General features: G+C 33.3%; 22 protein-coding genes. 14 read left to right on the forward strand and 8 right to left on the reverse strand.

Features of this window, described 5'->3' with window-relative positions; genetic code table 11:
* The first annotated feature begins 20 nt into the window (after positions 1-20).
* Positions 21-659 carry a polysaccharide deacetylase family protein gene (locus Q1A73_RS07370; RefSeq protein WP_299603582.1) on the forward strand — a complete coding sequence of 213 codons (639 nt, stop codon included), beginning with the start codon at positions 21-23 and terminating at the stop codon, positions 657-659.
* Between the two features lie 20 nt (positions 660-679).
* Here the strand turns inward: Q1A73_RS07370 and Q1A73_RS07375 are convergent, their stop codons facing one another.
* Positions 680-976: a thioredoxin family protein gene (locus Q1A73_RS07375; protein ID WP_299603584.1), complete on the reverse strand. Its 297-nt coding sequence runs from the start codon at positions 974-976 to the stop codon at positions 680-682.
* A gap of 82 nt (positions 977-1,058) precedes the next feature.
* The gene (locus Q1A73_RS07380) at positions 1,059-2,297 is read right to left on the reverse strand and encodes a metallophosphoesterase (protein WP_299603586.1); all 1,239 of its coding nucleotides are present in this window, start codon (positions 2,295-2,297) and stop codon (positions 1,059-1,061) included.
* Positions 2,298-2,696: 399 nt separating this feature from the next.
* Here Q1A73_RS07380 and polA point away from each other — a divergent pair, with 399 nt between their 5' ends.
* Entirely contained in the window at positions 2,697-5,510 is a 2,814-nt protein-coding gene (polA, locus tag Q1A73_RS07385; protein ID WP_299603588.1) for a DNA polymerase I, read from the forward strand.
* Between the two features lie 66 nt (positions 5,511-5,576).
* Positions 5,577-6,431 carry a TerC family protein gene (locus Q1A73_RS07390; protein ID WP_299603592.1) on the forward strand — a complete coding sequence of 285 codons (855 nt, stop codon included), beginning with the start codon at positions 5,577-5,579 and terminating at the stop codon, positions 6,429-6,431.
* Between the two features lie 73 nt (positions 6,432-6,504).
* Here the strand turns inward: Q1A73_RS07390 and Q1A73_RS07395 are convergent, their stop codons facing one another.
* The 3 genes from Q1A73_RS07395 to Q1A73_RS07405 form a co-directional block, all read right to left on the reverse strand.
* Complete coding sequence (locus Q1A73_RS07395; RefSeq protein ID WP_299603595.1) at positions 6,505-6,987, reverse strand: lipocalin family protein; 483 nt, start codon at positions 6,985-6,987, stop codon at positions 6,505-6,507.
* Between the two features lie 91 nt (positions 6,988-7,078).
* Complete coding sequence (locus tag Q1A73_RS07400) at positions 7,079-8,269, reverse strand: serine hydrolase domain-containing protein (protein WP_299603598.1); 1,191 nt, start codon at positions 8,267-8,269, stop codon at positions 7,079-7,081.
* An 80-nt stretch (positions 8,270-8,349) separates the two neighbouring features.
* On the reverse strand, positions 8,350-11,043 hold the full coding sequence (locus Q1A73_RS07405) for a DUF5916 domain-containing protein (RefSeq protein WP_299603601.1): 2,694 nt from the start codon (positions 11,041-11,043) through the stop codon (positions 8,350-8,352).
* Positions 11,044-11,320: 277 nt separating this feature from the next.
* Here Q1A73_RS07405 and rplM point away from each other — a divergent pair, with 277 nt between their 5' ends.
* From rplM to asnS, 9 genes are all read left to right on the forward strand, one after another.
* Entirely contained in the window at positions 11,321-11,776 is a 456-nt protein-coding gene (gene rplM / locus Q1A73_RS07410) for a 50S ribosomal protein L13 (RefSeq protein WP_299603604.1), read from the forward strand.
* Positions 11,776-12,162, forward strand: coding sequence for a 30S ribosomal protein S9 (gene rpsI / locus Q1A73_RS07415; RefSeq protein WP_299603607.1), 387 nt, complete (start codon positions 11,776-11,778; stop codon positions 12,160-12,162). The genes rplM and rpsI overlap by 1 nt, the downstream gene beginning before the upstream one ends.
* A gap of 131 nt (positions 12,163-12,293) precedes the next feature.
* Positions 12,294-13,109: a 30S ribosomal protein S2 gene (gene rpsB, locus Q1A73_RS07420; RefSeq protein ID WP_299603610.1), complete on the forward strand. Its 816-nt coding sequence runs from the start codon at positions 12,294-12,296 to the stop codon at positions 13,107-13,109.
* Positions 13,110-13,274: 165 nt separating this feature from the next.
* Positions 13,275-14,237, forward strand: a complete 963-nt coding sequence (tsf, locus tag Q1A73_RS07425; RefSeq protein ID WP_299603613.1) for a translation elongation factor Ts — start codon at positions 13,275-13,277, stop codon at positions 14,235-14,237.
* Between the two features lie 457 nt (positions 14,238-14,694).
* Positions 14,695-15,402, forward strand: a complete 708-nt coding sequence (pyrH, locus tag Q1A73_RS07430) for a UMP kinase (protein WP_299604669.1) — start codon at positions 14,695-14,697, stop codon at positions 15,400-15,402.
* A 60-nt stretch (positions 15,403-15,462) separates the two neighbouring features.
* Positions 15,463-16,026, forward strand: a complete 564-nt coding sequence (gene frr, locus Q1A73_RS07435; RefSeq protein WP_219007079.1) for a ribosome recycling factor — start codon at positions 15,463-15,465, stop codon at positions 16,024-16,026.
* An 88-nt stretch (positions 16,027-16,114) separates the two neighbouring features.
* On the forward strand, positions 16,115-18,556 hold the full coding sequence (locus Q1A73_RS07440; RefSeq protein WP_299603619.1) for a DUF5686 family protein: 2,442 nt from the start codon (positions 16,115-16,117) through the stop codon (positions 18,554-18,556).
* 85 nt (positions 18,557-18,641) lie between these two features.
* The gene (locus Q1A73_RS07445; protein WP_299603621.1) at positions 18,642-21,053 is read left to right on the forward strand and encodes an efflux RND transporter permease subunit; all 2,412 of its coding nucleotides are present in this window, start codon (positions 18,642-18,644) and stop codon (positions 21,051-21,053) included.
* A 746-nt stretch (positions 21,054-21,799) separates the two neighbouring features.
* Positions 21,800-23,242: an asparagine--tRNA ligase gene (gene asnS, locus Q1A73_RS07450; RefSeq protein ID WP_299603622.1), complete on the forward strand. Its 1,443-nt coding sequence runs from the start codon at positions 21,800-21,802 to the stop codon at positions 23,240-23,242.
* A gap of 11 nt (positions 23,243-23,253) precedes the next feature.
* Here asnS and Q1A73_RS07455 read toward each other — a convergent pair whose 3' ends face one another.
* The 3 genes from Q1A73_RS07455 to Q1A73_RS07465 all read right to left on the reverse strand — a co-directional run bounded on the left by Q1A73_RS07455 (position 23,254) and on the right by Q1A73_RS07465 (position 25,278).
* On the reverse strand, positions 23,254-23,838 hold the full coding sequence (locus tag Q1A73_RS07455) for a hypothetical protein (protein ID WP_299603623.1): 585 nt from the start codon (positions 23,836-23,838) through the stop codon (positions 23,254-23,256).
* On the reverse strand, positions 23,835-24,302 hold the full coding sequence (locus Q1A73_RS07460; protein ID WP_299603624.1) for an ankyrin repeat domain-containing protein: 468 nt from the start codon (positions 24,300-24,302) through the stop codon (positions 23,835-23,837). Before Q1A73_RS07460 ends, Q1A73_RS07455 begins: the two co-directional genes overlap by 4 nt.
* 217 nt (positions 24,303-24,519) lie before the next feature.
* A complete protein-coding gene (locus Q1A73_RS07465; protein WP_299603626.1) occupies positions 24,520-25,278 on the reverse strand; it encodes a helix-turn-helix domain-containing protein in 759 nt (252 codons plus the stop codon).
* 328 nt (positions 25,279-25,606) lie between these two features.
* Between Q1A73_RS07465 and Q1A73_RS07470 the strand changes: the two genes are divergently transcribed.
* Positions 25,607-26,002 (forward strand): molecular chaperone Tir, encoded by a 396-nt coding sequence (locus Q1A73_RS07470; RefSeq protein WP_299603628.1) that lies wholly within the window; start codon positions 25,607-25,609, stop codon positions 26,000-26,002.
* A gap of 3 nt (positions 26,003-26,005) precedes the next feature.
* Complete coding sequence (locus Q1A73_RS07475) at positions 26,006-26,713, forward strand: PspA/IM30 family protein (protein WP_299603630.1); 708 nt, start codon at positions 26,006-26,008, stop codon at positions 26,711-26,713.
* Positions 26,714-26,786: the final 73 nt, after the last annotated feature.

Raw genomic sequence — 26,786 nt, forward strand, 5'->3', positions numbered from 1 at the left:
GCTCTTTTTTTAGACAAATTTTGGATATTATACCTAGCAAAACACCTAATAGTATCAAACTACTATTTCCTAATTACGTTTGGGATTTTTATGCCAAAAATGAAAAGAAAATATACCTAACTTTCGATGACGGTCCAATTCCTGAAATAACGGAATTTGTGCTAGAGCAATTAAATATATTTAAAGCAAAAGCTACATTTTTTTGCATTGGTGATAATATCAGAAAACATCCTGAAATCTTTAACAAAATAATTCAAGATGATCACAGCATTGGAAATCATACTATGCATCATGTAAAAGCAAGAAAAACCAGTTTCTCTAATTATATTGATGACACATTACGTTGCGAGAGTGAGATTTCTAAACACATCTCCCTAAAAAATAAGTTATTTAGACCACCCTACGGACAATTAAATAAGTCAAAATTATCAGAATTAAAAAGATTGGGTTATGAAATTATACTATGGGATGTTTTAGCAAAAGACTGGATGCATAGCATAACGCCTGAAGAATGTACAAAAACCGTAATTAAAAACACTAGAAATGGAAGCATTATAATTTTTCACGACAGTGTAAAAGCTTCGAAAAACCTTATTGCAACTTTACCAAAAATATTGCAATATTTTACCGAACAAGGATTTGTATTTGATAAAATATAAAAAGAGAGAAAGATCCTCTTTTACACATATTCCTTGATCAATCCAATGAGTGTATTCGCATCCTGCTCTCCACTCTGCCTCCAAACCATCTCACCCGCTTTATAAATCATTAACGTAGGAAGACCTTTTATTCTAAGTGCTGTTGCTAATTCTTCGTTTTTGTCAACATCTATTTTGATTACTTTAGCTTTATCACCAAGAGCAGCAGCTACGTCTTTTAAAACAGGGTGCATGGAAACCGATGGTTCATTCCATTCTGTATAAAAGTCCAATAAAACCGGAACCTCAATACCTATTAAATCACCAAACTTTGACATGCTTTATAAATTTTATGATCTCACTTTTTACTATTAACGCATAAAGTAGATATCTAATTGTAAATATAACATTTTCTATGAATTAAGAGGATTTTGCTCCTTTTCTCAATTCTATCACCGTAATTTCTGGCCAAATTCCTACTCTACCAGGAAAAGCATGAAAACCAAAACCTCTATTTACATTAAGATATCGTCCCATTTCATTATACATACCAGCCCATTGCTTATACACATATTGTACTGGACTCCATCTTAAAAAACCAGGAATTTCGATACCAAATTGAAATCCATGAGTATGCCCACTTAACGTAAGATGATAATGATCCTCATGTTTTTTAACCTCATATTCCCAATGAGAAGGATCATGACTTAATAATATTTTGAAGTCCTCTTTCGCCACTCCATCTGATGCTTTCGTTAGATCACCAGCTTTCTTAAAATTATGACCCCAGTTTTCTACACCGACAATAGCGATACGCTCTCCATCCTTTTCTACAAAAGCATTATCATTTAACAATAGATTAAAATCGATCTTAGAATGTATTCGTTTAATAGCCTCAAAATTTGCCTTTTTATCTTCTTCAGAATCCCAAGTAACGTATTCTCCATAATCATGATTTCCTAAAACCGAATACTTACCATACTCAGGAGTCTTCAACTTCTTGAAAGTATCAATCCAATCATCCATTTCACTCGCCATTGTATTTACAATATCCCCAGTAAAAACCAATAAATCAGTTTGTTGTTCATTTATTAAATCTACAGCATATTCTATTTTCTCAACCTCATCAAAACTTCCAGAATGTATATCAGAAATTTGGGTTAAACGAAAGCCATCAAAGGCTGTTGGCAAATCTTCAAAATGAAGTACATGATTTATAACTTTAAAGTTATATTTACCTCTAAAAATTCCATGCACTAAACCAGCAAAAGGAATAGCAGCCACTCCAAGCGCAATTTGACTAACAAATTTTCTTCTACTTGGCAAGTATTGAGTAGCATTACCGTCAAAAAACGTATTGGTGAGATAGATATAACCTGCTATACACAATCTAATAATATCCTCTCCAAACATAAACAATACCAAAATCAGCTTTGGCACTAATGTTACCAACAATAATCCACTTGCCCTAAGAGAATATTTATTAGGCCCAACGCTTCTATCATAATTGGCAAAGACATAAATAACATACCCAATAACCAATAATGACAACAACAGGTATACAATTTGAATCCATTGGCTTTTAGAAAGTGTGCGAATCACCTGATAAGCGTATAATTCTATTAAACCAAAAAAAATAAGGGGTATTATCCAACGCATATACACAAAATAAATTACAAAAAACAAAACTATCTTACCTTTTAACAAACTCAGTTATATTTAAGTAAAAATTAACTGTTTAGAACCAAATCATAATAGAATAACGGGTTCACCAATGATGCCTAATTCTTAACGTTAGAAATCTTACATTTTTCTTTCATATGTATAATTTTTATTCGTACCTTCGTTTCACAGGAAGAACATGGGGATGTACAAAAAAAATCTACTTTATTTATAGAAAATTACTATCGTATTTATAGCAATTGATAACATTGTTATCAATTTTATTTTGGGGCGAAATGCCGTCATTTATTGGCGGCATTTCTTATTTAATATGATTTAAACCCATTTTCATTAATCTTATTTTTATCTTGCATTTTTAAAAATAGAATTCAAAACATGTCACAAAAACGTCTTTTCCTACTGGATGCCTATGCACTAATTTTTCGTGGATATTACGCCTTAATCAAAAACCCAAGAATTAATTCTAAAGGGCAAGATACCTCTGCGATTATGGGTTTTGTAAACTCCCTTTTTGATGTTATTAAAAGAGAAAAACCAGATCACCTGGCGGTTGCGTTTGATAAAGCAGGGAGTAAAGACCGATTGGAAATATTTCCTGAATATAAAGCCAATAGAGACGAAACTCCAGAAGCCATAAAAATTGCAGTCCCAATTATCCAGGAAATTTTAAAAGCGATGCATATTCCTATTATAGAAAAAGCAGGAGTAGAAGCAGATGATCTTATAGGAACTATAGCAAAACAGGCTGAAAAAGAAGGATACAAAACCTATATGGTTACGCCTGACAAAGATTATGCACAACTTGTTTCCGAAAATATATTTATGTATCGCCCTGCTCGCATGGGAAATGGTATCGAAATATGGGGAATTCCTGAAGTCCAGAAAAAATTTGAAGTAGAACGACCAGAACAAGTTATTGATTATCTAGGTATGATGGGTGATGCCGTAGATAACATACCTGGCTTACCAGGTGTTGGAGACAAAACTGCAAAAAAGTTTATTGCAGCCTATGGATCGATGGAAGGATTGTTTGAAAACATCGATCAGTTAAAAGGGAAAATGAAAGAAAAGGTAGAAGCTAATAAAGAATTAGGGCTTCTGTCAAAAAAATTGGCCACCATAATTTTAGATTGTGATGTTACGTTTGATGCAAAAGATTATGAGATTTCTACGCCTGATGAGAAAAAGGTAAAAGAAATATTTGGAGAGTTAGAATTTAGAAGATTAACAGATCAATTCACCAAAATCTTTTTTCCATCAGAAGAGAACACTACCGCAACAGCGACTAAGAAATCTACTGGTACTGCAGGAGCTGGTCAGTTTTCATTATTTGGAGGCAATGAAGAATCGTCTTCTACAGATTCTTTATCATCGAGAAAAAACATATCTAATACCGAGCATTTTTACCAGAGTGTTGCACCTGGCATGGCGATGAAATTATTTCTACAAAATTTATTGAAACAAAATAATGTTTGTTTTGATACAGAAACTACCGGTTTAGACCCTCTAACTGCTGAATTAGTTGGTATTGCTTTTTCTTGGGAAGCTGGAAAAGGGTTTTATATTCCGTTTCCTGAAGATAAAAATGAAGCACAAGAATTAATCGAGCTTCTCAGACCTTTCTTCGAAGCTGAAGATATTGTAAAAATTGGTCAAAACTTAAAATACGACATCAAAGTTTTAGCTAAATACAACTTAGAAGTAAAAGGTAAACTCTTTGACACTATGTTAGCTCATTATCTAATCAATCCAGATATGAGACATAATATGGATGTTCTTTCCGAAACATACTTAAACTATACTCCAGTGTCGATCACAGAGTTAATTGGAAAAAAAGGAAAGAATCAATTATCTTTTAGACAAGTTCCACAGGAGAAACAAACAGAGTACGCTGTTGAAGATGCAGACATTACATATCAACTAAAAGAGCATTTCACTCCAGAACTTAACGCAGCAAACATATTATCACTTTTCGAAGATATCGAAGTACCTTTATTACGAGTACTTGCAGATATGGAAATTGAAGGTATTAATTTAGACAAAGAGTTTTTACAATCGTTATCTGAAGAGCTAGACAAAGATATTAAAACCTTAGAATCAAACATCTATACCGAAGCTGGTGAAGAATTTAATATTGCTTCTCCCAAACAACTGGGAATTGTTCTGTTTGAAAAAATGAAGCTAGTAGACAAACCGAAAAAAACGAAGACGGGTCAATATTCTACTGCAGAAGATGTACTTTCTTATTTAGCAAAAGATCATAAAATTATCCAAAACATATTAGATTACAGAGGCTTATCTAAACTAAAAAGCACTTATGTAGATGCACTACCGAATCAGGTAAATGAAAATACTGGTAGAGTTCATACAGACTATATGCAGACCGTCGCTGCTACTGGGCGTTTAAGCTCCAACAATCCTAATCTTCAGAATATTCCGATAAGAACCGAACGTGGAAGACAAGTAAGAAAAGCATTTGTTCCACGTAGTGAAGATTACACCTTGTTAGCTGCGGATTATTCGCAAATAGAATTAAGAATTATAGCTGCTTTGAGTGAAGAAGAGACTATGATCAGTGCGTTTAAAAATGGAGAAGATATTCATGCTTCTACTGCCGCTAAGGTTTTTAATGTTCCAATTTCTGAGGTTACTAGAGAACAACGTAGTAATGCAAAAACAGTAAACTTTGGTATTATTTATGGAGTTTCAGCTTTTGGTCTAAGCAACCAAACCAACCTTTCCAGAAGCGAAGCAAAAGAACTCATAGACACCTATTATAAGACATATCCGAAACTGCGCAATTACATGAGTGAACAAGTAGATTTTGCTAGAGAAAACGGATATGTACAAACGGTATTAGGAAGACGTCGTTACCTAAAAGATATTAACTCGGCTAATGCAGTAGTGAGAGGAGCAGCAGAACGAAATGCAGTTAATGCACCTATACAGGGAAGTGCTGCTGATATTATTAAAATAGCAATGATTAATATTCATAAAAAGCTAAAAGAAAGTAATTATAAAACCAAAATGCTACTTCAGGTACATGATGAATTGGTTTTTGATGTATTTAAATCCGAATTAGAAGAAATCAAATCTCTGATTCAATCTGAAATGGAGAATGCTTATAAACTAGCCGTTCCATTAGATGTAGATTTAGGTTTAGGGACTAATTGGCTCGAAGCGCATTAATATTGTAACTACTTTTAATAATTTTATACCAATAGATTAAAACAACAAACCAATCAAAACATTTTCATGGAACAACTTTTTACCGTAGAAAGCCTTGTAACCCTTTTAATGCTAGTATTACTACAAGCAGTCTTAGGATTTGATAACCTATTATACATTTCTTTAGAATCCAAAAAAGCACCACCAGAAAAACAAAGTTTTGTTAGAAAAATGGGAGTTGGCCTAGCCATTATATTAAGAATAGTTTTACTTTTTGTTTTGATGTCGCTTATTCAATATTTTCAGGAACCTTTTTTAAGTCTCCATGATAATGGTATTCTTGAATTCAATCTTAACGTTCATAGCCTTATTGTACTTGCGGGAGGTGTATTCATTATATATACCGCCATAAAGGAGATTTGGCATATGATGTTATTAAAAGAACATGAAGAAACCGATAAGGAAGACAAAAAAGGCTCTATTAATAAAGTCATTTTATGGATTGTTATCATGAATTTGGTTTTTTCATTTGATTCTATACTTAGCGCAATGGCCTTAACCAGCGATATGGATTATGTTCCTCAACTAGTTTTAATGTCAATTGCTATCATATTAGGTGGCGTTCTAATGATTGTCTTGGCTGATAAAGTATCTAATTTCCTTCAAAAAAATAGAATGTATGAGGTACTTGGGTTGTTTATATTATTCATAGTAGGAATTATGCTGCTATCTGAAGGAGGTCACCTTGCGCATTTATACATTTTTAACAATGAGGTTACCCAAATGAGTAAAGCTACCTTTTATTTTGTAATTGTAGTATTGGTTATTGTAGACATCGTACAAGGACGTTATCAGAAAAAACTATTAGCAGAAAAGGAACACCAGGAAGCTCTTGCAGAAAAAGAATCTAAAGACCTACTAGCTGACCAACGAGAAAAGTAACTTAAGAATACAAATAAAATAAAAAGAGCTTCCTTATCGAGAAGCTCTTTTTATTTTATGTATACGCAACGTATTACTGTCTAGTAAAGATTAAGTCGATTTCTCCTAAATCATCCAAAGTATCTGTAAAAGAAAGTGTTGTTTGTGTTAACGTAATTGTTACCGTTGTTGGATCCATTCCTGTAGGAGTAAAAGTTAATTGATCCCCATCCAAACTCCACGAACCAGTTTCCATAAGGGTATTCCCTGTACAACTTGCTGTCACTACTGGTGGTATACCTGGCTCTACATTAACGGTTATTTCTGTAACATCCTGATTATAGGTGTCATCTTCATTAACCGTAATTACATCTTCGAAACAAGAAAGTTCTTCCAAAAGGTTTGTGGATGCATTTCCATCCATATCTAAATCAACCGGTAATCCACCAGTCGCGGAAGTAAGCTCCCAAGTACCTACTAAAGAAACCATATCCGAAACATCTCCATCATCATCATTACTACAAGAAGTAAAAATTAGTGCGCTGCAAATTGCAAAAAGAAAAAAATTGGTTTTCATTGTTTTTGAGTTTTAATTATTAATAAAGATTCATTGCTCATTCTTATAACAAAAGAAGCTCATATTTATTTTAAACACCACTCAATAAACCCTAATTACCCATTGTTGCAGTAAAAAAATCATAGTAATTCAAAAATGTAGGTATCACAGGCCCATTAAACGGATTTGGACCATTAAATAGAACACAAACACCAATTCCATTTTCCGGATCAATCATTAACTGCGTTTTGTATTGGTTTACATTTCCACCATGGTATACAATTCTCCTATTTCGATAATCCAAAATTCGCCAACCTTTAGCATAATATGAATCCGTAACTCCATCCCATAAATTCACATAGGTGTCATTATCACTCGTACAAATCATAGGATTAAAAATTTCAGATAAGCTTTCTTTAGAAATAATATCCGGGCGATACCCCAACAATACTTTTAGATACGCTCCCATATCCGATATAGATGCATTAATACCACCTGCCGCAGCTACATTGTAATAGTTTTTATGAAGATTTGTTAGAGAATATTTCTTAGAATAATGATTCCATTTATGAGGCAAAGCTACATTACCATTATTTTTAATCCCCAAGTAACTACTAGAAGCATTAGTCATCCCAGCAGGTCCAAACAATCGTTCTTCCAGTAATGTATCAAATGACTTTTGAGTATTACTTTCCATTACCTTTTCGACTACAGAAAAAACTGCATTTTGATAATCGTATGTCGTTCCTTCCTTAGCCACGACACCATTATATCTAAAATTAGATATAATACTCTGCAAAGACATCCCTTTATGAATCAATTTAGAATTAGTGTATTTGTACAACCCAGTAGTATGGGAAAGTAGATGATTAACGGTAAGTCTTTCTGCCTGAGCTTTATCTTTTAAGCTAAAATTTTTAACGGTTTGCTTTACGTTTTGCTTCCACTGCAGTTCGTTTCGATCTGCTAAATTACCCGCTAAAACAGATGTTACTCCTTTAGATAAACTTGCGATTCTAAAAACCGTATTAACATCAACAGAGTCAGTAGTATGAATCTCTTTAACCCCAAAACCTTTTTGATATATAACTGTTGAATCCTTTACGATTACAACCGCTGCACCAGGACATTCGGAAATATTAAAATTTGTCGCAAAAAACTTTTCGTAATGTTCTAGAAAAAAGGACAAAGAATCCGTCTTTTCTACCGGCTTTGACTCAATCTGAAACTCTTCTTTTTGTTCTTTTTGGGCCGTACAACCAATAGCAAAAAGAGCAATCGCAATTTTAAAAAAACATTTCATAAAGCAACAATCTTAATTATTGCAATAATACAGGTAAAAAACTTCGATATAAAAACTTTCTTGAAACCTTTTTTAAATTTTTATAAAACAAACCGGTAAGTAGCTTTGATCAAAAAAGTATTCTCTGGTTGCTGTCCAAAAATTTGATTATCTAAACTTCTAAACAAATGATCTCCCGGATTCCCTGAACCTGTAATCCCTTGTGACCAAACCAGAAAAATTTCAGATCCTGGAATATACTCCCAACGTAGTACCAAATTAGATCTGAACTGAACAAAAGCAAAATCAGGATCTCCAAATGAATAATCAACCCCTCCTCCATCTTCATCAACCGAATACGTTCCATCTGCTAACGAAATTTGATTATTATTATACAGTGTTACTCGTTCGTTCAAATCAGAAGCAATCGGATTATTTACATAGTTAAAATCTGTATAAGTCCCTCTGGAAATAAAAGGCTGTCCGTAATACTGAATTGTGAGGTTCGGATTTATATTATAATTAAGACGTATACTAGCACTTAATGTTTGCTGATCAATTCTAGCGGTAATATATCTCGGTGTTCCATTAAAGTCAACCTCAGTTACATACTGCGTCTTATTAGGGTTCCTTTCAAATTCTGGATTCAGAGAAACGCTTAAAGCATTAAAAGGTTGATATCGCATTCTTAAAACATATCGATGAAAAGTAAAGTTATTTTGTCTCGCTCCAGAGTTAACGTACCCCATGGTAAAATTAAATTTCTTTCTACTATCCGAACCAAAGAACAAAAACGCAAAATTCTCTTCAGAAAAACGCCATCTCGGACCTCCTCTTAATATAGTATTAGTAAAAATTCTTGGTTTATGAGCTGCCCCTACTTCTGTCCACCAATTATTTTTATAATTAATAAATCCATTAAATTCATACTGAATCCTATTAAAATTTCCTTCAAAATCAAAAGCTGAAGTTTGTTCAAAACTTACATTAGCTCTTCTATAAAATTTTGTAGGTTTTAGAAATAAATAGCGCACATTGGCAAATTGCCTAATATCGTCGGCCTGTCTTAAAAAACCAATGTCATTTAACTCTAACTCCGGAGATCTCCAGAAAACTCCGGCGGTGTATCGCCAATTTCCACCGCCAGATTTTCCTCCAATTAATTTCCCTCCTGTTCCTGTTAAAGATGTTCTATTTGGATCTACCTCTACATGATCCGCATCTACTCGTTGAAAAAGATGTGTGAGTTCGTTTTGTGTTGCTTCAATAGCCTCTTTAGATCCTTCTACATGGCTCGTCACAAAATTTCCTTCTATAAAATACTTTCTATCTTTCCAATTATGTCTAAAATCTAACCCTCCAGAGTACGCAGCCTTTCTTAAAAAGTTCAGGTTATTTTCTCGCAATCCAGTTAATTCAGAAGTTTCATCTGTATCCGGATTATCATAATCAATATTTAAAATATCACCAAGATTACGATTTGTAGCGGTAAAAATTCCGCCGATATAGGTATTCCGATCATTAAAATCTTTCTGAGCTCGACCCACAAAATAATTAGTAAGTGGCTCTACAATTGTTTCTCTCCTATTACCATCAGCATCCTCTATTTTAGCAATTTCACGTTGTGTTACACTTTCTAATATACCTATCGACCATCCGTCTTTCGTTTTTCCACTAAATTTTGCTGCTCCTAAAATTGTAGTATTATTAGGTCTATCTACGAATTCTGTGTTTACAGGACTAGACCCAATAGAACCTTGAGGGCTTCTACCTATCCTCCTAGAGTAAAAGACATTATCAAAACCATTTGCAAATTGATAATCGAAAATATTCTTATTCTCTACAAAAAATGGCCGTTGTTCTCTAAAAAATATCTGGAACCCATCTAAGGCTATCGCAGCAGGATCGGCTTCAACTTGACCAAAATCAGGATTTACTGTTAAATCCATAGTTAGGTCGTTGGTAATACCAATTTTAGCATCCAAACCACCATTTAATTTAAAATCATCTCCATCTCTAAACGGATTTCCATCTTCAGCTGGAAAGGTATCATACTGAGTCACTGCAAAAGGTTGTATCTCTAACTGCTTTTGCGGTTCTATATCTATTAGACCATGCAACTCTCCGAATTCACTTACCCATCCAGGTGCATCTTGTGGTATTCTTTGCCAAACAGATCTTTCTTCTTTTCTAAAAAACCTGCGATTTACCTGAAGCCCCCATATTTGTTCTTTGCTTTTTCCGAACTTTAATTGACTTAATGGAATTTTTACTTCAGCGGTCCATCCTTCCTCGTCAATATTCGTAGCGGTATACCAAATCGGATTCCAACTACCATCCCAATTATTCCCATTATCAGAGATAAATTCATCTCCCTTTACTCCTGCTGCAGTAATAGTAAATGAAAAACCAGTTCTTTTATCGTGATAACTATCTAAATTAATCTCTACCCAATCTCCCGCAAAACCGTCTCTTCTAGACAGCCTTTTTTCTATTTTATCTGGCTCTGTATCATAACACCTATATGCTATATAAAGGTATTTTTGGTCATATAATATTTTAAACTTTGTTTGCTGACTAGGAGGAGTGTTTTCATCAGGTTCATTTTCAATAAAATCTCCTGACCATTCTACTAGATCCCAACTTGACTCATCGATTAATCCATTTATGGTTGGTGCCTCAGAACCCTGAAGAGGTTTAGTAGTATATATTCTTTTTTTTACTTTCGTAGAATCTTGAGCATTCGCTGATAAAGCAAAAAGAAGTAATACTAACACTTGGATAGTGCACTTCATGTTGATTGGTTTTGTTGATTGATGTTTACACAAGGACTTAAATAATTATTTTTTGTCACAGTTTATTTTATTATTTAATAAAATATTAACATCGATTTCTTTCTTACAGAGAAATAAAACTTTGAAAAAACAATAGAATAATTGATCTATCTGAAAACCAAGCAATCATCCTTTCAAAATAATATCAACTACCTGTTTGCTATCTAAATATATAATCGTACATTTGCACCCCTATTTTATATAGGAAAGGAATGTTTAATTAGTAAAATTAGTTAGTGTGGACACATTAAGTTACAAAACAGCATCTGCCAACAAGGCAACCGTTTCAAAGGAATGGATACATATCGATGCTGAAGGACAGACTTTAGGACGCCTATCTTCAGTAGTTGCAATACTATTAAGAGGAAAGCACAAACCTAGCTTTACCCCACATGTTGATTGCGGTGATAATGTTATCATTACAAACGCTGAAAAAATCAACTTAACAGGAAAAAAGTGGACTGATAAATCTTATATCCGTCACACAGGATATCCTGGAGGGCAAAGAAGTCTTACTGCTCAGGAATTATTTGACAAAAACCCAGAGCGTTTAATCGAAAAAGCGGTAAAAGGAATGTTACCTAAAAACAAATTAGGAGCAGCTTTATTCCGTAATTTAAAGGTATATGCTGGAGCAGAACACAATCAGGAAGCTCAGCAACCTAAAACTATTAACTTAAAAGAATTTAAGTAATGGAAGTTATTCACAAAATTGGTCGTAGAAAAACGGCTGTAGCTCGAATTTACCTAAAAGAAGGTTCAGGAAAAGTTACGATCAACAAAAAAGATCTTAACGTTTATTTTCCTACTGCTACATTACAATACAAAGTGAACCAACCTTTTGCCTTAACTGGTAATGAGGACAAGTACGATGTAAATGTAAATGTATACGGTGGTGGTATTACTGGACAAGCTGAAGCTGTTAGACTTGCTATATCAAGAGCAGTATGTGAGCTAGATCAGGAAAACAGAGCTATTCTTAAACCAGAAGGTTTATTGACAAGAGATCCAAGAATGGTAGAGCGTAAGAAATTCGGTCAGAAGAAAGCTCGTAAGAAATTCCAGTTCTCTAAACGTTAATTTATTAAAAATGTATTTGTTGTTATCCCACAAATGGGAGTTAGTTTAGCATCTAAATATTCAAGGCCTTATCAGCAGAACGATAGCCACTTGAATATTGCTAATTCAACAGAACGTAAACTATTACAAAAATGGCAAACAATATCGAAGTAAAAGACTTACTTGATGCAGGTGTACATTTCGGTCACCTGACAAGAAGATGGGATCCAAACATGGCACCATATATTTATATGGAGCGCAACGGAATCCACATCATCAACCTATACAAAACTGCTGCTAAGATTGACGAAGCTAGTGAAGCTTTAAAGAAAATCGCAGCTTCTGGTAGAAAAATTCTTTTTGTAGCTACCAAAAAACAAGCAAAAGAAATCGTTGCTGAAAAAGCATCTAAAGCTAATCAACCTTACATCACTGAAAGATGGCCTGGTGGAATGCTAACTAACTTTGTTACTATTCGTAAAGCAGTTAAGAAGATGGCTGCTATCGATAGAATGAAGAAAGATGGTACTTTTAACACATTATCTAAAAAAGAGCGTTTACAAGTAGATCGTTTAAGAGCTAAATTAGAAAAGAATTTAGGTTCCATTTCTGATATGACTCGTCTACCTGGAGCATTGTTCGTAGTAGACATCACTCGTGAGCACATCGCAGTAAAAGAAGCACAAAAATTAAACATTCCTATTTTTGCAATGGTAGATACAAATTCTGATCCTCGTCAGGTTCAGTATGTAATCCCTGCAAATGATGATGCTTCTAAATCAATTGATAAGGTTATGACTTATGTAAGTGATGCGATTATCGAAGGATTAAACGAAAGAAAAGCTTCTAAAGAAGCACCAAAAGCAGCTGCACCAGCTGAAAAAGCGCCAGCTCCGGCAGCAGAAGCTGCACCAAAAGCTGAGGAAGCACCTGTGGTTGCTGAAGCTGCTAAGCAAGAAGAAGAATAAACATTCATTGATTGCTTTTAATCATTAAAAATTATAAATATTAAAGTTAATCTTGTAAAACTTAACTTTAATATAAAATTAATGAGTCGTTTAGTTCTTTACTTTCGTAGTAATTACAACTAAACGACTTGTTTTTTACACAAACACATTAAATACTAAAACGTTATGGCAAAAATAACAGCCGCAGAAGTAAGTAAATTACGTAAAGCTACAGGTGCCGGAATGATGGATTGCAAGAAAGCACTTGTTGAAGCTGATGGAGATTTTGACAAAGCAATAAAAATCCTTAGAGAAAAAGGACAAAAAATAGCAGATAAAAGAGCTGACAGAGAATCTTCTGAAGGAGCAGTTATCGCAAAAGTTAATAATGCTAAAAATAAAGGTGTAATCGTTTCTCTTAACTGCGAAACTGATTTCGTAGGAAAAAATGAATCTTTCGTTTCTTTAGCAAAAGAATTAGCTGAGTTAGCATTAAACAGCTCAACTAAAGATGAATTGTTAGCTGCAGATTTTAACGGAATGACTGTTCAGGAGAAGCTTATTGAGCAAACTGGAGTTATCGGTGAGAAAATAGAAATTGGAGATTTCAAAGTATTAGAAGCTCCTTTCGTTGGATCATACATCCATGGTAATAAAATCGGTGCTCTTACAGGCTTATCTACAAGTATAGATGAAGCTGAAGCACTAGCAAAAGACATTTCTATGCAAGTTGCCTCTATGGGAGCAACAACTTTATCTTATAAAGATTTTGACCCAGAATATGTAGCTTCTGAGACGCAAGCTAGAATTGCAGCCATTGAAAAAGAAAACGAAGAACTTGTAAGATTAGGAAAAACCTTAAAAAATGTTCCTCAGTTTATCTCAAGATCTCAGTTAACTGATGCTGTAATTGCTGAAGCTGAAGAAAGATTAAAAGCTGAATTAAAAGCTGAAGGTAAACCAGAACAAATCTGGGACAGAATTCTTCCAGGTAAATTAGAGAGATTTATTTCTGATAATACAACCTTAGATCAAGAACAATGTCTTCTTGACCAGAATTTCATCAAAGATGAAAAGAAAACTGTTGGAGAATACGTTGGATCATTGGGTGATGTTTCTGTAGTAGGATTCGAGAGAATTTCTTTATAAAAATCAGCAAAGTAACGGAAATGTTACTTTAGTTTATAAAATCAAAAACCGCTTCAAATGAAGCGGTTTTTTTCGTCATTTTTCGAAGCATTTTCTAATAACTTCTAAAACATCTCCTTTAAACATTTTGGACCCCTCCAAAATGCTACCCCATAAAAGACTAACTCCCCAATTAGTCTAGATTACAAATCACACCGAAGTGAATTTGTAAACTCTAAAAATGTTTTATCATTATTTCAAAAACGCCTCTCATCTCCCCCTATTTTGTTTTCCCTTTGGCAAACCTAAAACATTATCAAACACCAATCAATAGAGGTGTTAGGGGAAAAGAACCCTTTTTTAAATCAAACCATTATTTTTAACATTTTTTCTGGTTTTATTAGGAATTACCTTTAGCTATCAAAGTATTTTCTTAATTAAGAATATCATTATATTTGCAGCACACTATAAACAAATGATGAAATACAAAAGAATATTACTAAAACTATCCGGTGAAGCTCTTATGGGAGAACGCCAATACGGTATTGACCCAAAAAGATTAGCAGAATATGCTCATGAGATCAAACAAATAACAGAAAAAGGTGTTGAAGTTGCTATAGTAATAGGTGGTGGTAATATTTTTAGAGGTGTTGCTGGAGCCAGCAAAGGTATGGATAGAGTCCAAGCTGATCACATGGGGATGCTTGCTACAGTAATCAACGGTTTGGCCCTTCAGAGCGCATTGGAAGACGCTGATATTCCTACGAGATTACAATCTGCCATAAAAGTCAATGAAGTTGCTGAACCTTTTATAAAAAGGCGAGCTCTTAGACATCTCGAAAAAGGAAGAGTTGTAATTTTTGGTGGCGGAACTGGAAATCCATATTTCACTACAGATTCTGCAGCGGTATTAAGAGCTATTGAAATCAACGCTGATGTTATTCTAAAAGGAACAAGAGTAGATGGAATCTACACAGATGATCCAGAAAAAAATGCAGATGCCACTAAATTTGATTTTATTACATTTGATGATGTTTTAAGCAAAGGTCTTAAAGTTATGGATACAACAGCCTTTACTCTAAGCCAAGAAAACGAATTACCTATTATAGTTTTCGATATGAACAAAGCTGGAAATTTACTTAAAGTAGTTTCCGGAGAATCTATTGGAACCAAAGTAAATCTTTAGTAATCATAAAATGGCTCATTTTTTGATTCATACATTAATAAAGAAAAGAATTATACACAAATGAACGAAGAAGTAGATTTTATTCTTGATTCAACCAAAGAATCTATGCAGGGCGCTATCGCTCATTTAGAAAAACAATTAACTGTAATACGAGCAGGAAAAGCATCTCCAGCTATGCTGAGTGGTGTTATGGTAGAATATTACGGGAGTCCTACACCTTTAAATCAAGTAGGAAACGTAAATACACCCGACGCAAGAACTATTACCATACAACCATTTGAAAAATCCCTTATTCAAGAAATTGAAAAAGCGATTATGGTAGCCAACCTTGGGTTCAATCCTATGAATAATGGAGAAAGTGTAATTATAAGCGTTCCTCCGTTAACAGAAGAGCGCCGTAGAGATCTTGTAAAACAGGCCAAAGCTGAAGCAGAAGATTCTAAAGTTGGTGTTAGAAATGATAGAAAAAATGCCAATAACGAAATCAAAAAACTAGAAAAAGATGGACTATCTGAAGATATGGCAAAAAATGCCGAAACAGATATCCAACAGTTAACGGATAATTTCATTAAGAAAATTGATGAAATGTTAGCTGTCAAAGAAAAAGAAATTATGACAGTATAATTTCTTTACAATTCTATACAAAAGTGTTTTTTTTGATCAAAAGAACACTTTTGTACATTTTTAATTCAATTATTATGATTCGCGGATAATGCAAAACAAACTTTTCTGTTTATTATTTTTTATTCATTTTGTTGTTCTATCACAAATTAGCATTACCGGAAAAGTAATTGATCAAAGCACCAACAATCCCTTACCCTTTGCCACTGTTAAAACAGATCACAATGCGTACGCATTAACATCTTCTACAGGAGAGTTTGTAATACGATGTGATAGCTACCCAGTAAATCTTACAATAAGCTATGTAGGATATCATACCAAAAAGTTCTCCATTAAATCTGAAGATGTTGTAAAAGTAGAAATACAACTGTCTCCAAAACTGGAAGATCTCGAAACTGTAACATTAGATATTCCAGGAAGCATTGCTTCAAATATCATTAAGCAAGCAATTTCCAACAAGGACAAGAATAACCCCAATAAAGCTTTATCCAACTATAGCTACAAAACTTACAACAAGTTTAAGATTACAGAAGATAATCAAGCTAGATTTGAGACTCCAGATACTACTGGTGCTGATATGGAAAGAATTTTTAATGACGCCCACTCCTTCCTATCAGAAAAAATTAGCCTTCATCAATTCAATAAAGGGCGAGATGAAAAAGAAACCGTTTTAGCGTCACGAATGACCGGTTTCAATAAACCTGTTTATAATGTATTAGGAATTAAAATACAATCTAACTCTTTATACAAAGAAAACTATGTTATTTTCAATAATCGATATGCCGGCCCTCTATCCAATAGAGCACTAAAAAACTATTATTACAAGGTTTTAGACACTACCCAAGGAAAAAGACCTGCGTATGTGATTTTATTCCAACCCAGAAGATCAAAGAGAATAGCAAGTCTGGAAGGCGTTTTATATTTGGATATGGAAACCTTAGCAATTCAAAAAGCAGTTGCGGAATTGCGAGGAGAACTGAACGTATTAGTAAATCATAATTTCGAATATAATTCAGAAGAGAAATTATGGTTGCCCCTAGACCAAGAAGTAACAATTCGACCAGGAATAGGAAAACAGAAGGTCACTTTATTCGGAGGGCAAATATCAGTAGGAAGACTAGGAAATGATAAGAAAAGTTTTACTGGAAATAATGATTTTTTAATATCCAAAACAGACTTTTTTGATTATAACACAAAACCAGATACCAAGATAAAAATACAGCAATCGGCTATTGAAATTGATCCGGATGCAACTAATAGAAGTGAAGAATACTGGAACGAATACCGTACCAGCGCTATAACCGAAAAAGATCTAAAATCCTTTACAGTCGTAGACAGTATTGTACAAGCACAAAATATTGAACGAAGAATCGATGTTATTCAGAGTTTTAATATAGGATATTACCCTGTTGGTTTTTTCGATTTTGATCTTACCTACCCTATTAAATACAACAATTTCGAAGGGTTGCGTTTGGGATTAGGAGGTTTAACCAATGAGAAGTTTTCAAAACGTTTTCGTGCAGAAGGATACTTAGTTTATGGTTTTAGGGATGCCAAATTTAAATTTGGTATTGGAGGAGGAGTTTTATTAAACAAAGATTCAGGATCCTGGCTAAATGTAAATTACACAGACGATTTAAGAGAAGTAGGAAGCTTTTTCTATTTAACCGACAGAAGAGTATACTCCCTTTTCGAACCACGTTTAGTAAATATAGACTTCTATTACAAACACCGAACTTGGAGTTCTAGCTTACAACATAGAATTTTACCTAAATTATTATCTGAAGCACAGTTTTCGGTGAGTAATATTGATCAAACTGGGGGCTATACATTCATAAACAACGGCGAAACTTTTTCTCAATATAAAACTGCAGAATCTACAATTGCACTGAGATGGAGTCCTTTTAGCAAGTTTCTAAAAACCCCCAATGGTTTTAAAGAAATACAAGATGGATATCCTAAAATAACTGCACAGTATACTCAAGGTTATAAAGGAATATTTGATAGCAACTTCAATTACAGTAAGATTGGGATTAAAGCCGAATATATTATTAACCGCCTTAATCAATCAAGCACTAGCTTATTACTAGAAGCTGACATAGCAAGTGGTGATGTTCCATTAACACATCTATATCATGCGTATCCCAACGCGCCTACCAAAGAAACTGTTTTTCAAAGGTTCTCAGTAGCGGGCAGAAGAAGTTTTGAAACCATGTTTTTTAGTGAATTTTTCAGTGATCGTTTAGCTACATTACAAATAAGACATCGATTAAGACCATTTAAGTTAGCCAGTTGGTTTAAGCCCGAAATGGTTCTTATAACAAGATATGCTATTGGAGATGTAAGTAATAGAGACAATCATCAGGGAGTTGATTTTAATTCATTGCAGAGAGGTTATCAAGAATCTGGTTTCGAAATCAATAAACTTTTTGCTGGTTTTGGGCTTAGTTTTGCGTATAGATATGGTGCATATCACCTACCCAAATTTGAAGACAATATTGCTTTTAAATTTACATTTTACCTAAAGCTATAATCCCCTTTTATTTATTCGTTTTTCTTTTCAAAATTCTTAAAGATTAAGTTCTCAAATCCTTACATTTGCACAAGGAAAATTGAGAATGGCAAAGTTACTAACTTTCGGGTTTTGGAATACATTAGCTGGGATTATACTCCGCAATAGAGCAGCAATATTTATCGTGATTATTGGTATCACCGTTTTTCTTGGTTTCCAATGGAAAAATATGCGTTTCTCCTTTACAGAAGCAAATCTACTTCCGGATGATCATGAAGTTAACTTAAAATATCAGGAATTTCTTGATAAGTTTGGAGACGAAGGTAACCTTATTGTAATGGCTATAAACGATAGTACGTTATTTACACCAACCAAACTAAAAGCCTGGAATGACTTCAATGATTCGTTTAAAAAGTATAGCGAAATTGATCTTGTAATTTCTGTCAGCGACTTAAAAACGCTTAAAAAAGAGAATAACCCTCCTAGATTTGAACTTATACCTTTTATAAAAGATAGCATCTATACGGAAAAACAGGTTTCTGAGTATGAGCATGAACTATTTAATAAGTTACCATTTTACGAAGGACTCATCTACAGCAACAAATCCAAGACAATTCAAAGTGCGATCTATCTAAACAAAGAAATTGTAAATACAATTGTTCGAAAAAAATTCATTGAAGATGTTCTAAATCCTAGAATAGAAGCTTTTGAAGAAAAATACGGAATGGATGTAAAAGTATCCGGAATGCCATATATCCGAACTATGAATTCTCAAAACATTATGGATGAGATTCAGATTTTTATTTTGGCTGCATTATTAGTTACATCCTTGATTTTCTTCTTCTTTTTTAGGTCTTTCAGAGCCACATTTATATCAATGACAGCCGTGATTATTGGAGTAATGTGGGCTTTTGGATTACTTGGATTACTAGAATACGAAATTACAGTACTAACCGCAATTATACCTCCTTTGGTGATTGTTATTGGAATACCAAATTGTATTTTCTTAATAAACAAATACCAACAGGAAATAAAAAAACACGGTAATAAAGCTAAATCACTACAAAGGGTTATTACCAAAGTGGGTAACGCCACATTAATGACCAATGTAACTACAGCGGCAGGTTTTGCTACTTTCGCTTTAACAGAGAGTAAGTTGTTGAAAGAATTTGGTATTGTAGCTGCGATTAATATCGTAGCACTCTTTATCCTATGCTTACTGGTAATTACTATTATTTATAGCTATATGCCTCAGCCAAAAGAAAGACACCTAAAACACCTAGGAAAGAGATGGGTTGAGCGATTAGTAAACTGGATGGAGCATGCAGTAAAAAATAGACGAATCACCATATACACTACTTCATTAATTATTCTTATTGCCAGTATCATTGGAATCTATACAATTAAAGTTTCGGGAAGTTTGTTAGAGGACATGCCCAAATCTGCTGGTTTTTTCCAAGATATTCAGTTCTTCGAGGACGAGTTTGATGGCATCATGCCTTTAGAAATCTTAATCGACACCAAACGTAAGCAAGGAGTTCTTAAACTACCTACACTGCGCAGAATGGAACAGTTAGAAGAATTATTGGAAGAAACTCCAGAATTATCAAAACCCATTTCTATTGTAAACTTAGTAAAGTATGCTAAACAGACCTACTACAATGGAAATCCTAAGTACTATCAACTACCTACAAGTCAGGAGCGTAATTTTATTTTGCCCTATGCCAAAAGTTTTGAGTCTGAAGCGGGAGCAATGAACAGTTATGTAGACTCTACTGGACAGTACGCCAGAATCACAACATTTATGAAAGATGTTGGCACTGAAGAAATGGAAAGAATAGAAGCTAATCTTGCTCCAAAATTAGAGAAACTGTTTCCAAAAGATCGTTATGAAATTTCATTTACTGGTAAGGCTCTGATCTTTCAAAAAGGAACCACGTATCTAGTCTGGAATCTTATATTTTCTTTAGGGTTAGCTATTATATTGATAGCTCTTTTTATGGCATGGATGTTTAGATCTTTTAAAATGATCATTATTTCATTAATTCCTAATTTATTACCGCTTTTAATGACAGCAGGACTTATGGGATTTTTAGGAGTACCTATAAAACCTTCTACTATTTTAGTATTTAGTATTGCCTTTGGTATTTCTGTAGATGATACCATCCACTTTTTAGCAAAATATAGACAAGAACTTAAATCAAACCACTGGAGAATTAGAAAATCAGTATTTGCCGCTTTAAGAGAAACGGGAGTTAGTATGTTTTATACATCTACCGTCTTATTTTTTGGTTTTTCTGTATTCATGATTTCTAGTTTTGGAGGAACCAAAGCTTTAGGAGGTCTTGTATCTGCAACCTTGTTATTTGCGATGCTAGCCAATCTATTGTTATTACCATCTCTATTACTTTCTTTAGAACGCAGCATTGCTAATAAAAAGACTTTAAAAGAACCTTCTTTAAAGATCATTGCTAGCGATGAGGAACTTCCAGAAGAAGAAAAAGAATCGATAAATTAAGCATTAATTTTATCAAAATAATTCTACTAAAAAAAGAAGCCTCACTAGTAAACTAGTGAGACTCCGTGTAAGATAGATTACCCCAAAACCTATCGAACTAAACTTAACGTAAACACAATCGTCATAATTGCATATGCAAGATACGCTCCCTTTTTGTATTTTGAAACACATTTTAGGGGGGAATTTCCCCCTTTCGATAAAAAAAATATATATTTAACTTTTTTTTTGTAGTCCTTAAAAGATTTGGTAAAAATCAAAATTCACATTATCAATTATTTACAAAAAATAATCGTGTAAGAATTTTTATATACAATTATTAAAAAAACTTCAAAAAAAGCGATTTTTTCCCCAAAAACCTCTATTTTTACGGTTTTTACATCAAATTCTTCTAGAAAAAACCGCTAAATCCTGTTCTACAAGAAAAAAGCATCAATTTGCCCTTAAAAAAAGAATTAAAACATTTAAGAACATAATTCGTTTATTTTTTGAGTAAGATTCTAATGCCCTAATTAGATTAAAAAATTATCTTTGCTAACTTAAAATTTATACTATTTATTTGGTATAACGTATAAACAAAAATAGGTGCCATATTGATTGAAGAATAGAAATTCAGAAATCGATCAGCCTGTTATCATACAAATGAACTAAATAGATATAAATAACCTTATGTATGACATTCATTTTGAATAAACTTAAAATGTATTATGGTTATTTATAACTAACAATTAAAAAGAATAAAAACAAAGATGAAACATACGAAAGTAATAGAAGTACTAGCAAGTGACAAACTATTGCAACCTGTATCTGTAAAAGGATGGGTTCGTTCTTTTAGAAATGATCGATTTATTGCGATTAACGATGGGTCAACTATTAAGAACATTCAGTGTGTAATTGAAGATAATACGATCGATAGTGAAATTACTTCCAAAATTAATGTTGGTGCAGCACTTTCTATAGAAGGAACACTTACTGAAAGTGAAGGTAAAGGACAACGCGTAGAAATAAAAGTTTCGAATATTGTTATTGAAGGGGAAGCAGATCCAGAAGAATTGAAACTTACCATTTTGTCTCCAAAGCGTCATACTTTGGAAAAGTTAAGAGAACAAGCTCACTTACGTGTTCGAACTAATACGTTTGGAGCAATTATGCGTATGAGATCTAAATTATCTTTTGCCATTCATGAATACTTTCAAAAAAATGACTTTTACTACGTACACACGCCAGTAATAACTAAAAGTGATGCTGAAGGAGCCGGAGAAGCATTCAAAGTAACTAACTTAGACTTCAACAGTATTCCAAAAGACGAAAATGGAAATGTAGATTACAAACAAGATTTTTTTGGAGGAGAAACTAACTTAACCGTTTCCGGACAATTAGAAGCTGAAACCTATGCAATGGGATTAGGTCAGGTATATACCTTTGGACCTACTTTTAGAGCAGAAAACTCTAATACTTCTCGTCACCTTGCCGAGTTTTGGATGGTAGAACCAGAAGTTGCTTTTTGTGACCTAGATGGAAATATGGATTTGGCTGAAGATTTTATCAAATATGTAATTCAATATGTGTTAGATAATTGCCAGGATGATCTAGAATTTTTAGAAAACAGATTAGTGCAGGAGGACAAACAAAAACCTCAAGCCGAAAGAGCGGAGATGCTACTTAGAGATAAGCTGAAGTTTGTCTTAGAGAACAACTTTAAAAGAGTAAGTTATACAGAAGCAATTGAGATTCTTAAAAATTCTAAACCTAATAAAAAGAAAAAATTTAAATTTCCTATCGATGATTGGGGAGCGGATTTACAAAGTGAACATGAGCGTTTCTTAGTAGAAAAACATTTTAAATGTCCTGTTATCTTATTTGACTATCCAGCAGACATTAAATCTTTTTACATGAGACTTAATGAGGATGGAAAAACGGTAAGAGCAATGGATATTTTATTCCCTGGAATTGGTGAAATCGTAGGAGGTTCTCAGAGAGAAGAGCGCTTAGATGTATTAAAAGAAAAAATGGCTGCTCTAAATATCCCTGAAGAAGAATTATGGTGGTATTTAGATACTCGTCGTTTTGGAACTTGTACACATAGTGGTTTTGGATTAGGTTTCGAACGACTAGTATTATTCGTAACAGGAATGGGTAATATTAGAGATGTAATACCTTACCCTAGAACTCCTTTAAACGCAGAATTCTAACACATAGATATTTAGTTTTTTCTATGTTTCTTAAGTAAAATCTCAGAGATTAGATCGCAAATTATTTTTTGATTTCCATCTAACTTCTGGGATTTATTTTTTGCTCTTTGAATTCTATCATAGTGTGGCACTTTACCCGTCTCAGCCAAAAACGCCATTGCATCTTCAAAAAAACTATTCAAAGCAGGCATGATGTATCTGCTTTGAGAATTATTATTTCTTAGATGAATAAATTTCTTTGCATACGCCAAGAATAGTTGCGGATATTGTGCAAAAGTAATTATAGTCTCTGTGAAATTTTTCCGAACTTCTTCAGAACTAAGAGAGTTCTTAAATCTTAATTTCGAAGCATCTACAAGCTTCATAGTATGCAATAATGCAGTTTCTTTTATAAAATGACTATGATCATTCTTAGCGTAGTAATAGATTTCCATACCTACGTTGGTATTAATAATCAATATTTCAGTTCCAATATGATCTTGAAGATATTTCGTAAGAGTGCCTACAGCAGTAGGAGACATTAATAACCGTCTTTTAATATTTGTAGAACGTATATTAACCGATTTTATATCTGTTATATGAGAATCTAAACTCACTCTGTTTCATTCAATAATTCAGCAAAATCAATTCCATGACTTTGAGCATGCATTTCAGCTGTTCGACCGGTATTATCTTTGATGGAAACATCTGCACCTTTAGAAATCAATAATCTAATTATTTCTTTTTGACCAAAAGTAGCTGCAAAAATTAATGCCGTGGCATCATTATAACTTTTAATATCCACATCTGCACCATTAGAAATTAATAGTTCTGCAATTTCATAATGCCCTTTAAAACAAACTCCCATCAAAGCGGTATTTCCAGAAGCATCCTGTTGATTAATATCCGCTCCTCGACTTATAATCAATTTGGCTATATCCAAAAAACCATAATAAGTAGAAAGTAAAAGAGGTGTAGATCCTCTTTGATCTTTTGTATGTACTAAACTTGGATCCTTTTTTAGAAAGCTATCTACAGCTTCTAAATTCTGAGAACGGATCGCATCAAAAATTGTATTCATCAAAATGGAGTTGCAATATTTATATTGGAATTTACGCTAATGTCTTTATTCACCAATGGAAGATATCAAAAAAATATTGAGCAACGCCCTAATTAGGAGAATTTTATAATTTACAATGGAAAACAGATAAATACGCATCTTTTAATGATACGCTTACTACAAAAAAGAGGAGCCGTTGCACCTCTTTTTAAAATTACGCTGCTTTTGATGATAAGTTTTATCTCAATTTTTCTTTCATTCTTAATAGCTCTTGTTCTATCATTTGTAATTTATCTTCCATTCCATCCGCAAACTCAGGAATACGTTTACAAAACACATAACGTACCCGCCACATTTCCTTAATTTCAGAAATTGGATATTCTTCGTCTTCTATATTTTTATGATCCGCTCTCAAAACAACATTGTTGTTTGTTATATACAATCTTCTAAAGATTAATTTAGCATCTGTTAACGCTACTACCAAGGTCCCATTATTCAATTTCTTAATGACATTAGAAGGCACTTCTTCTCCTATAACGATATCCTTTGGATAAAAACCTTGATCATGATTTGTCATTTCTAAATTCAGTACCGTATAGCCTCTAAACTTTTTAGCAGGATTTACTGGTAATTGAATTGTAGGTAACTCTTTTATAAAGTTGTCTTTAGTATATAAGGAGATATATTCTCCAGCTGTACTTTCTGTTATACAAGGTATCACAGCAAATTGTTCTCTCTTTATATCCTCTGCATAGGTAGTGAGATCTCCTTTAAACTTTAAAAGTTCATTTACCGTCAGTTCATCAGTTAGCAACTTATCAACAGATATGCTAAAATAATTAGCTATTTTTATTATCGTATCTATTTTAGGCTCACTCCTACCTTCCTCATACGCCCCCAAAGTCCCTCTTTTTAAGTCAAATAGCTCCGCAAAAGCTTGTTGACTCAAACTCTTTACACTTCTAATTTTTTTAATATTTTTTCCAAAAAATGACATTTTTGCTAATTTTATTTGCAATTATAAAAAATTATTGTACTTTTACACTAACAATATTAGCTAATATATTTAATAAATGCTAATTTTAGTAGAAATACTTTTTAAAAGTATAATGATTTTGGGCAAAATCATAGGACATACTAAAAATTTTAGCATCATAACTAAATTCATTAATCATAAAACAACAACATACCCATGATATCCGTAGTACAATACATTGTCAATTTAGCCGTCGATATAGTAGAAAAGTTATCTTACTTTTTGTAATATTGATACTAAGTCATAAACAGCGAATAAATTACTAATTGTCAATCAAAACAACCATCATATGCAAGATCACTTCCAACTGGTGAAAGAATATTTACTAACCCTTAATTTCAACATCATTCATGAAAATATCGGTGATGGAATTATAATGATTAGTAAAGAAAACGAAGGGATTAAAAACTTGATTCTAGGTGTTGCACCACCTATTTTGATCATTGAACAGCACATTTTTAATATAAAAAATAAGAATGAACTAGTGTATCGTAGTTTGCTTCAAAAGAACAGAGATATTGTTCATGGAGCATTTGTCCTAGATGAAACTGGTGAAAAGGTAATCTTCAGAGATACATTACAAATAGAAAACTTAGATCTTAATGAATTAGAAGGGACATTAAACTCACTAGGATTATTATTAAGTGAATACTCAGAACAAATTATAAATTTTTCAAAATATTAAATTATGAACTTTTTCAAAAGACTATTTAAAATAGGTGAAGCTGAAGCGCATTCTGCGATCGATAAAATGGAAGATCCTATTAAGATGACAGAGCAGGGAATTAGAGATATGAAAGTTGATCTAGAAAAAAGCCTGGAAGCTTTAGCACAGGTAAAAGCTTTAGCAATTCGATCTAAAAATGATACAGAAGAATTTGCTGCTAAAGCAGAAGATTACCAACAAAAAGCCATGCTAATTCTAAAAAAAGCACAAAGCGGAGATCTAGATACTGCAGAGGCTGATAGATTAGCTAAAGAAGCTTTAATTAAAAAGGAAGAATCACTACAGCATGTTACTCGTGGTAAGGGTGAAACAGAAAAGTTTGATAAATCCGTATCTCAGTTAGAAAAAAATGTTGACGAAATCAAACAAAACATTAGCAAGTGGGAAAACGAGCTAAAAACTTTAAAAGCAAGAGTAAAAGTTTCTGCTGCTACCAAAAATGTGAATAAGCAAATGGCAGAAATAGATAGTTCTAGTACTGTTTCTATGTTGGAAAGAATGAAGGACAAAGTAAATCAGGAAGAAGCTTTAGCAGAAGCTTATGGTGATATTGCAAACGCTTCTAAATCTATAGACGAAGAATTAGACAAAGCTGTTGATGTAACGCGAACGAATGCAGAAGACGATTTAGCTAAGCTAAAAGAACAGCTTGGAATGAAAGACTCGTAATTCAAAAAACCCCAGAAAAGGGGTAACATTTTAAAGCTTTAAGGCACTAACTTGCAACCTTAACTGGTAACTT

Source organism: uncultured Aquimarina sp. (assembly GCF_947492115.1).
In the GTDB taxonomy this organism is placed as follows: Bacteria; Bacteroidota; Bacteroidia; order Flavobacteriales; family Flavobacteriaceae; genus Aquimarina.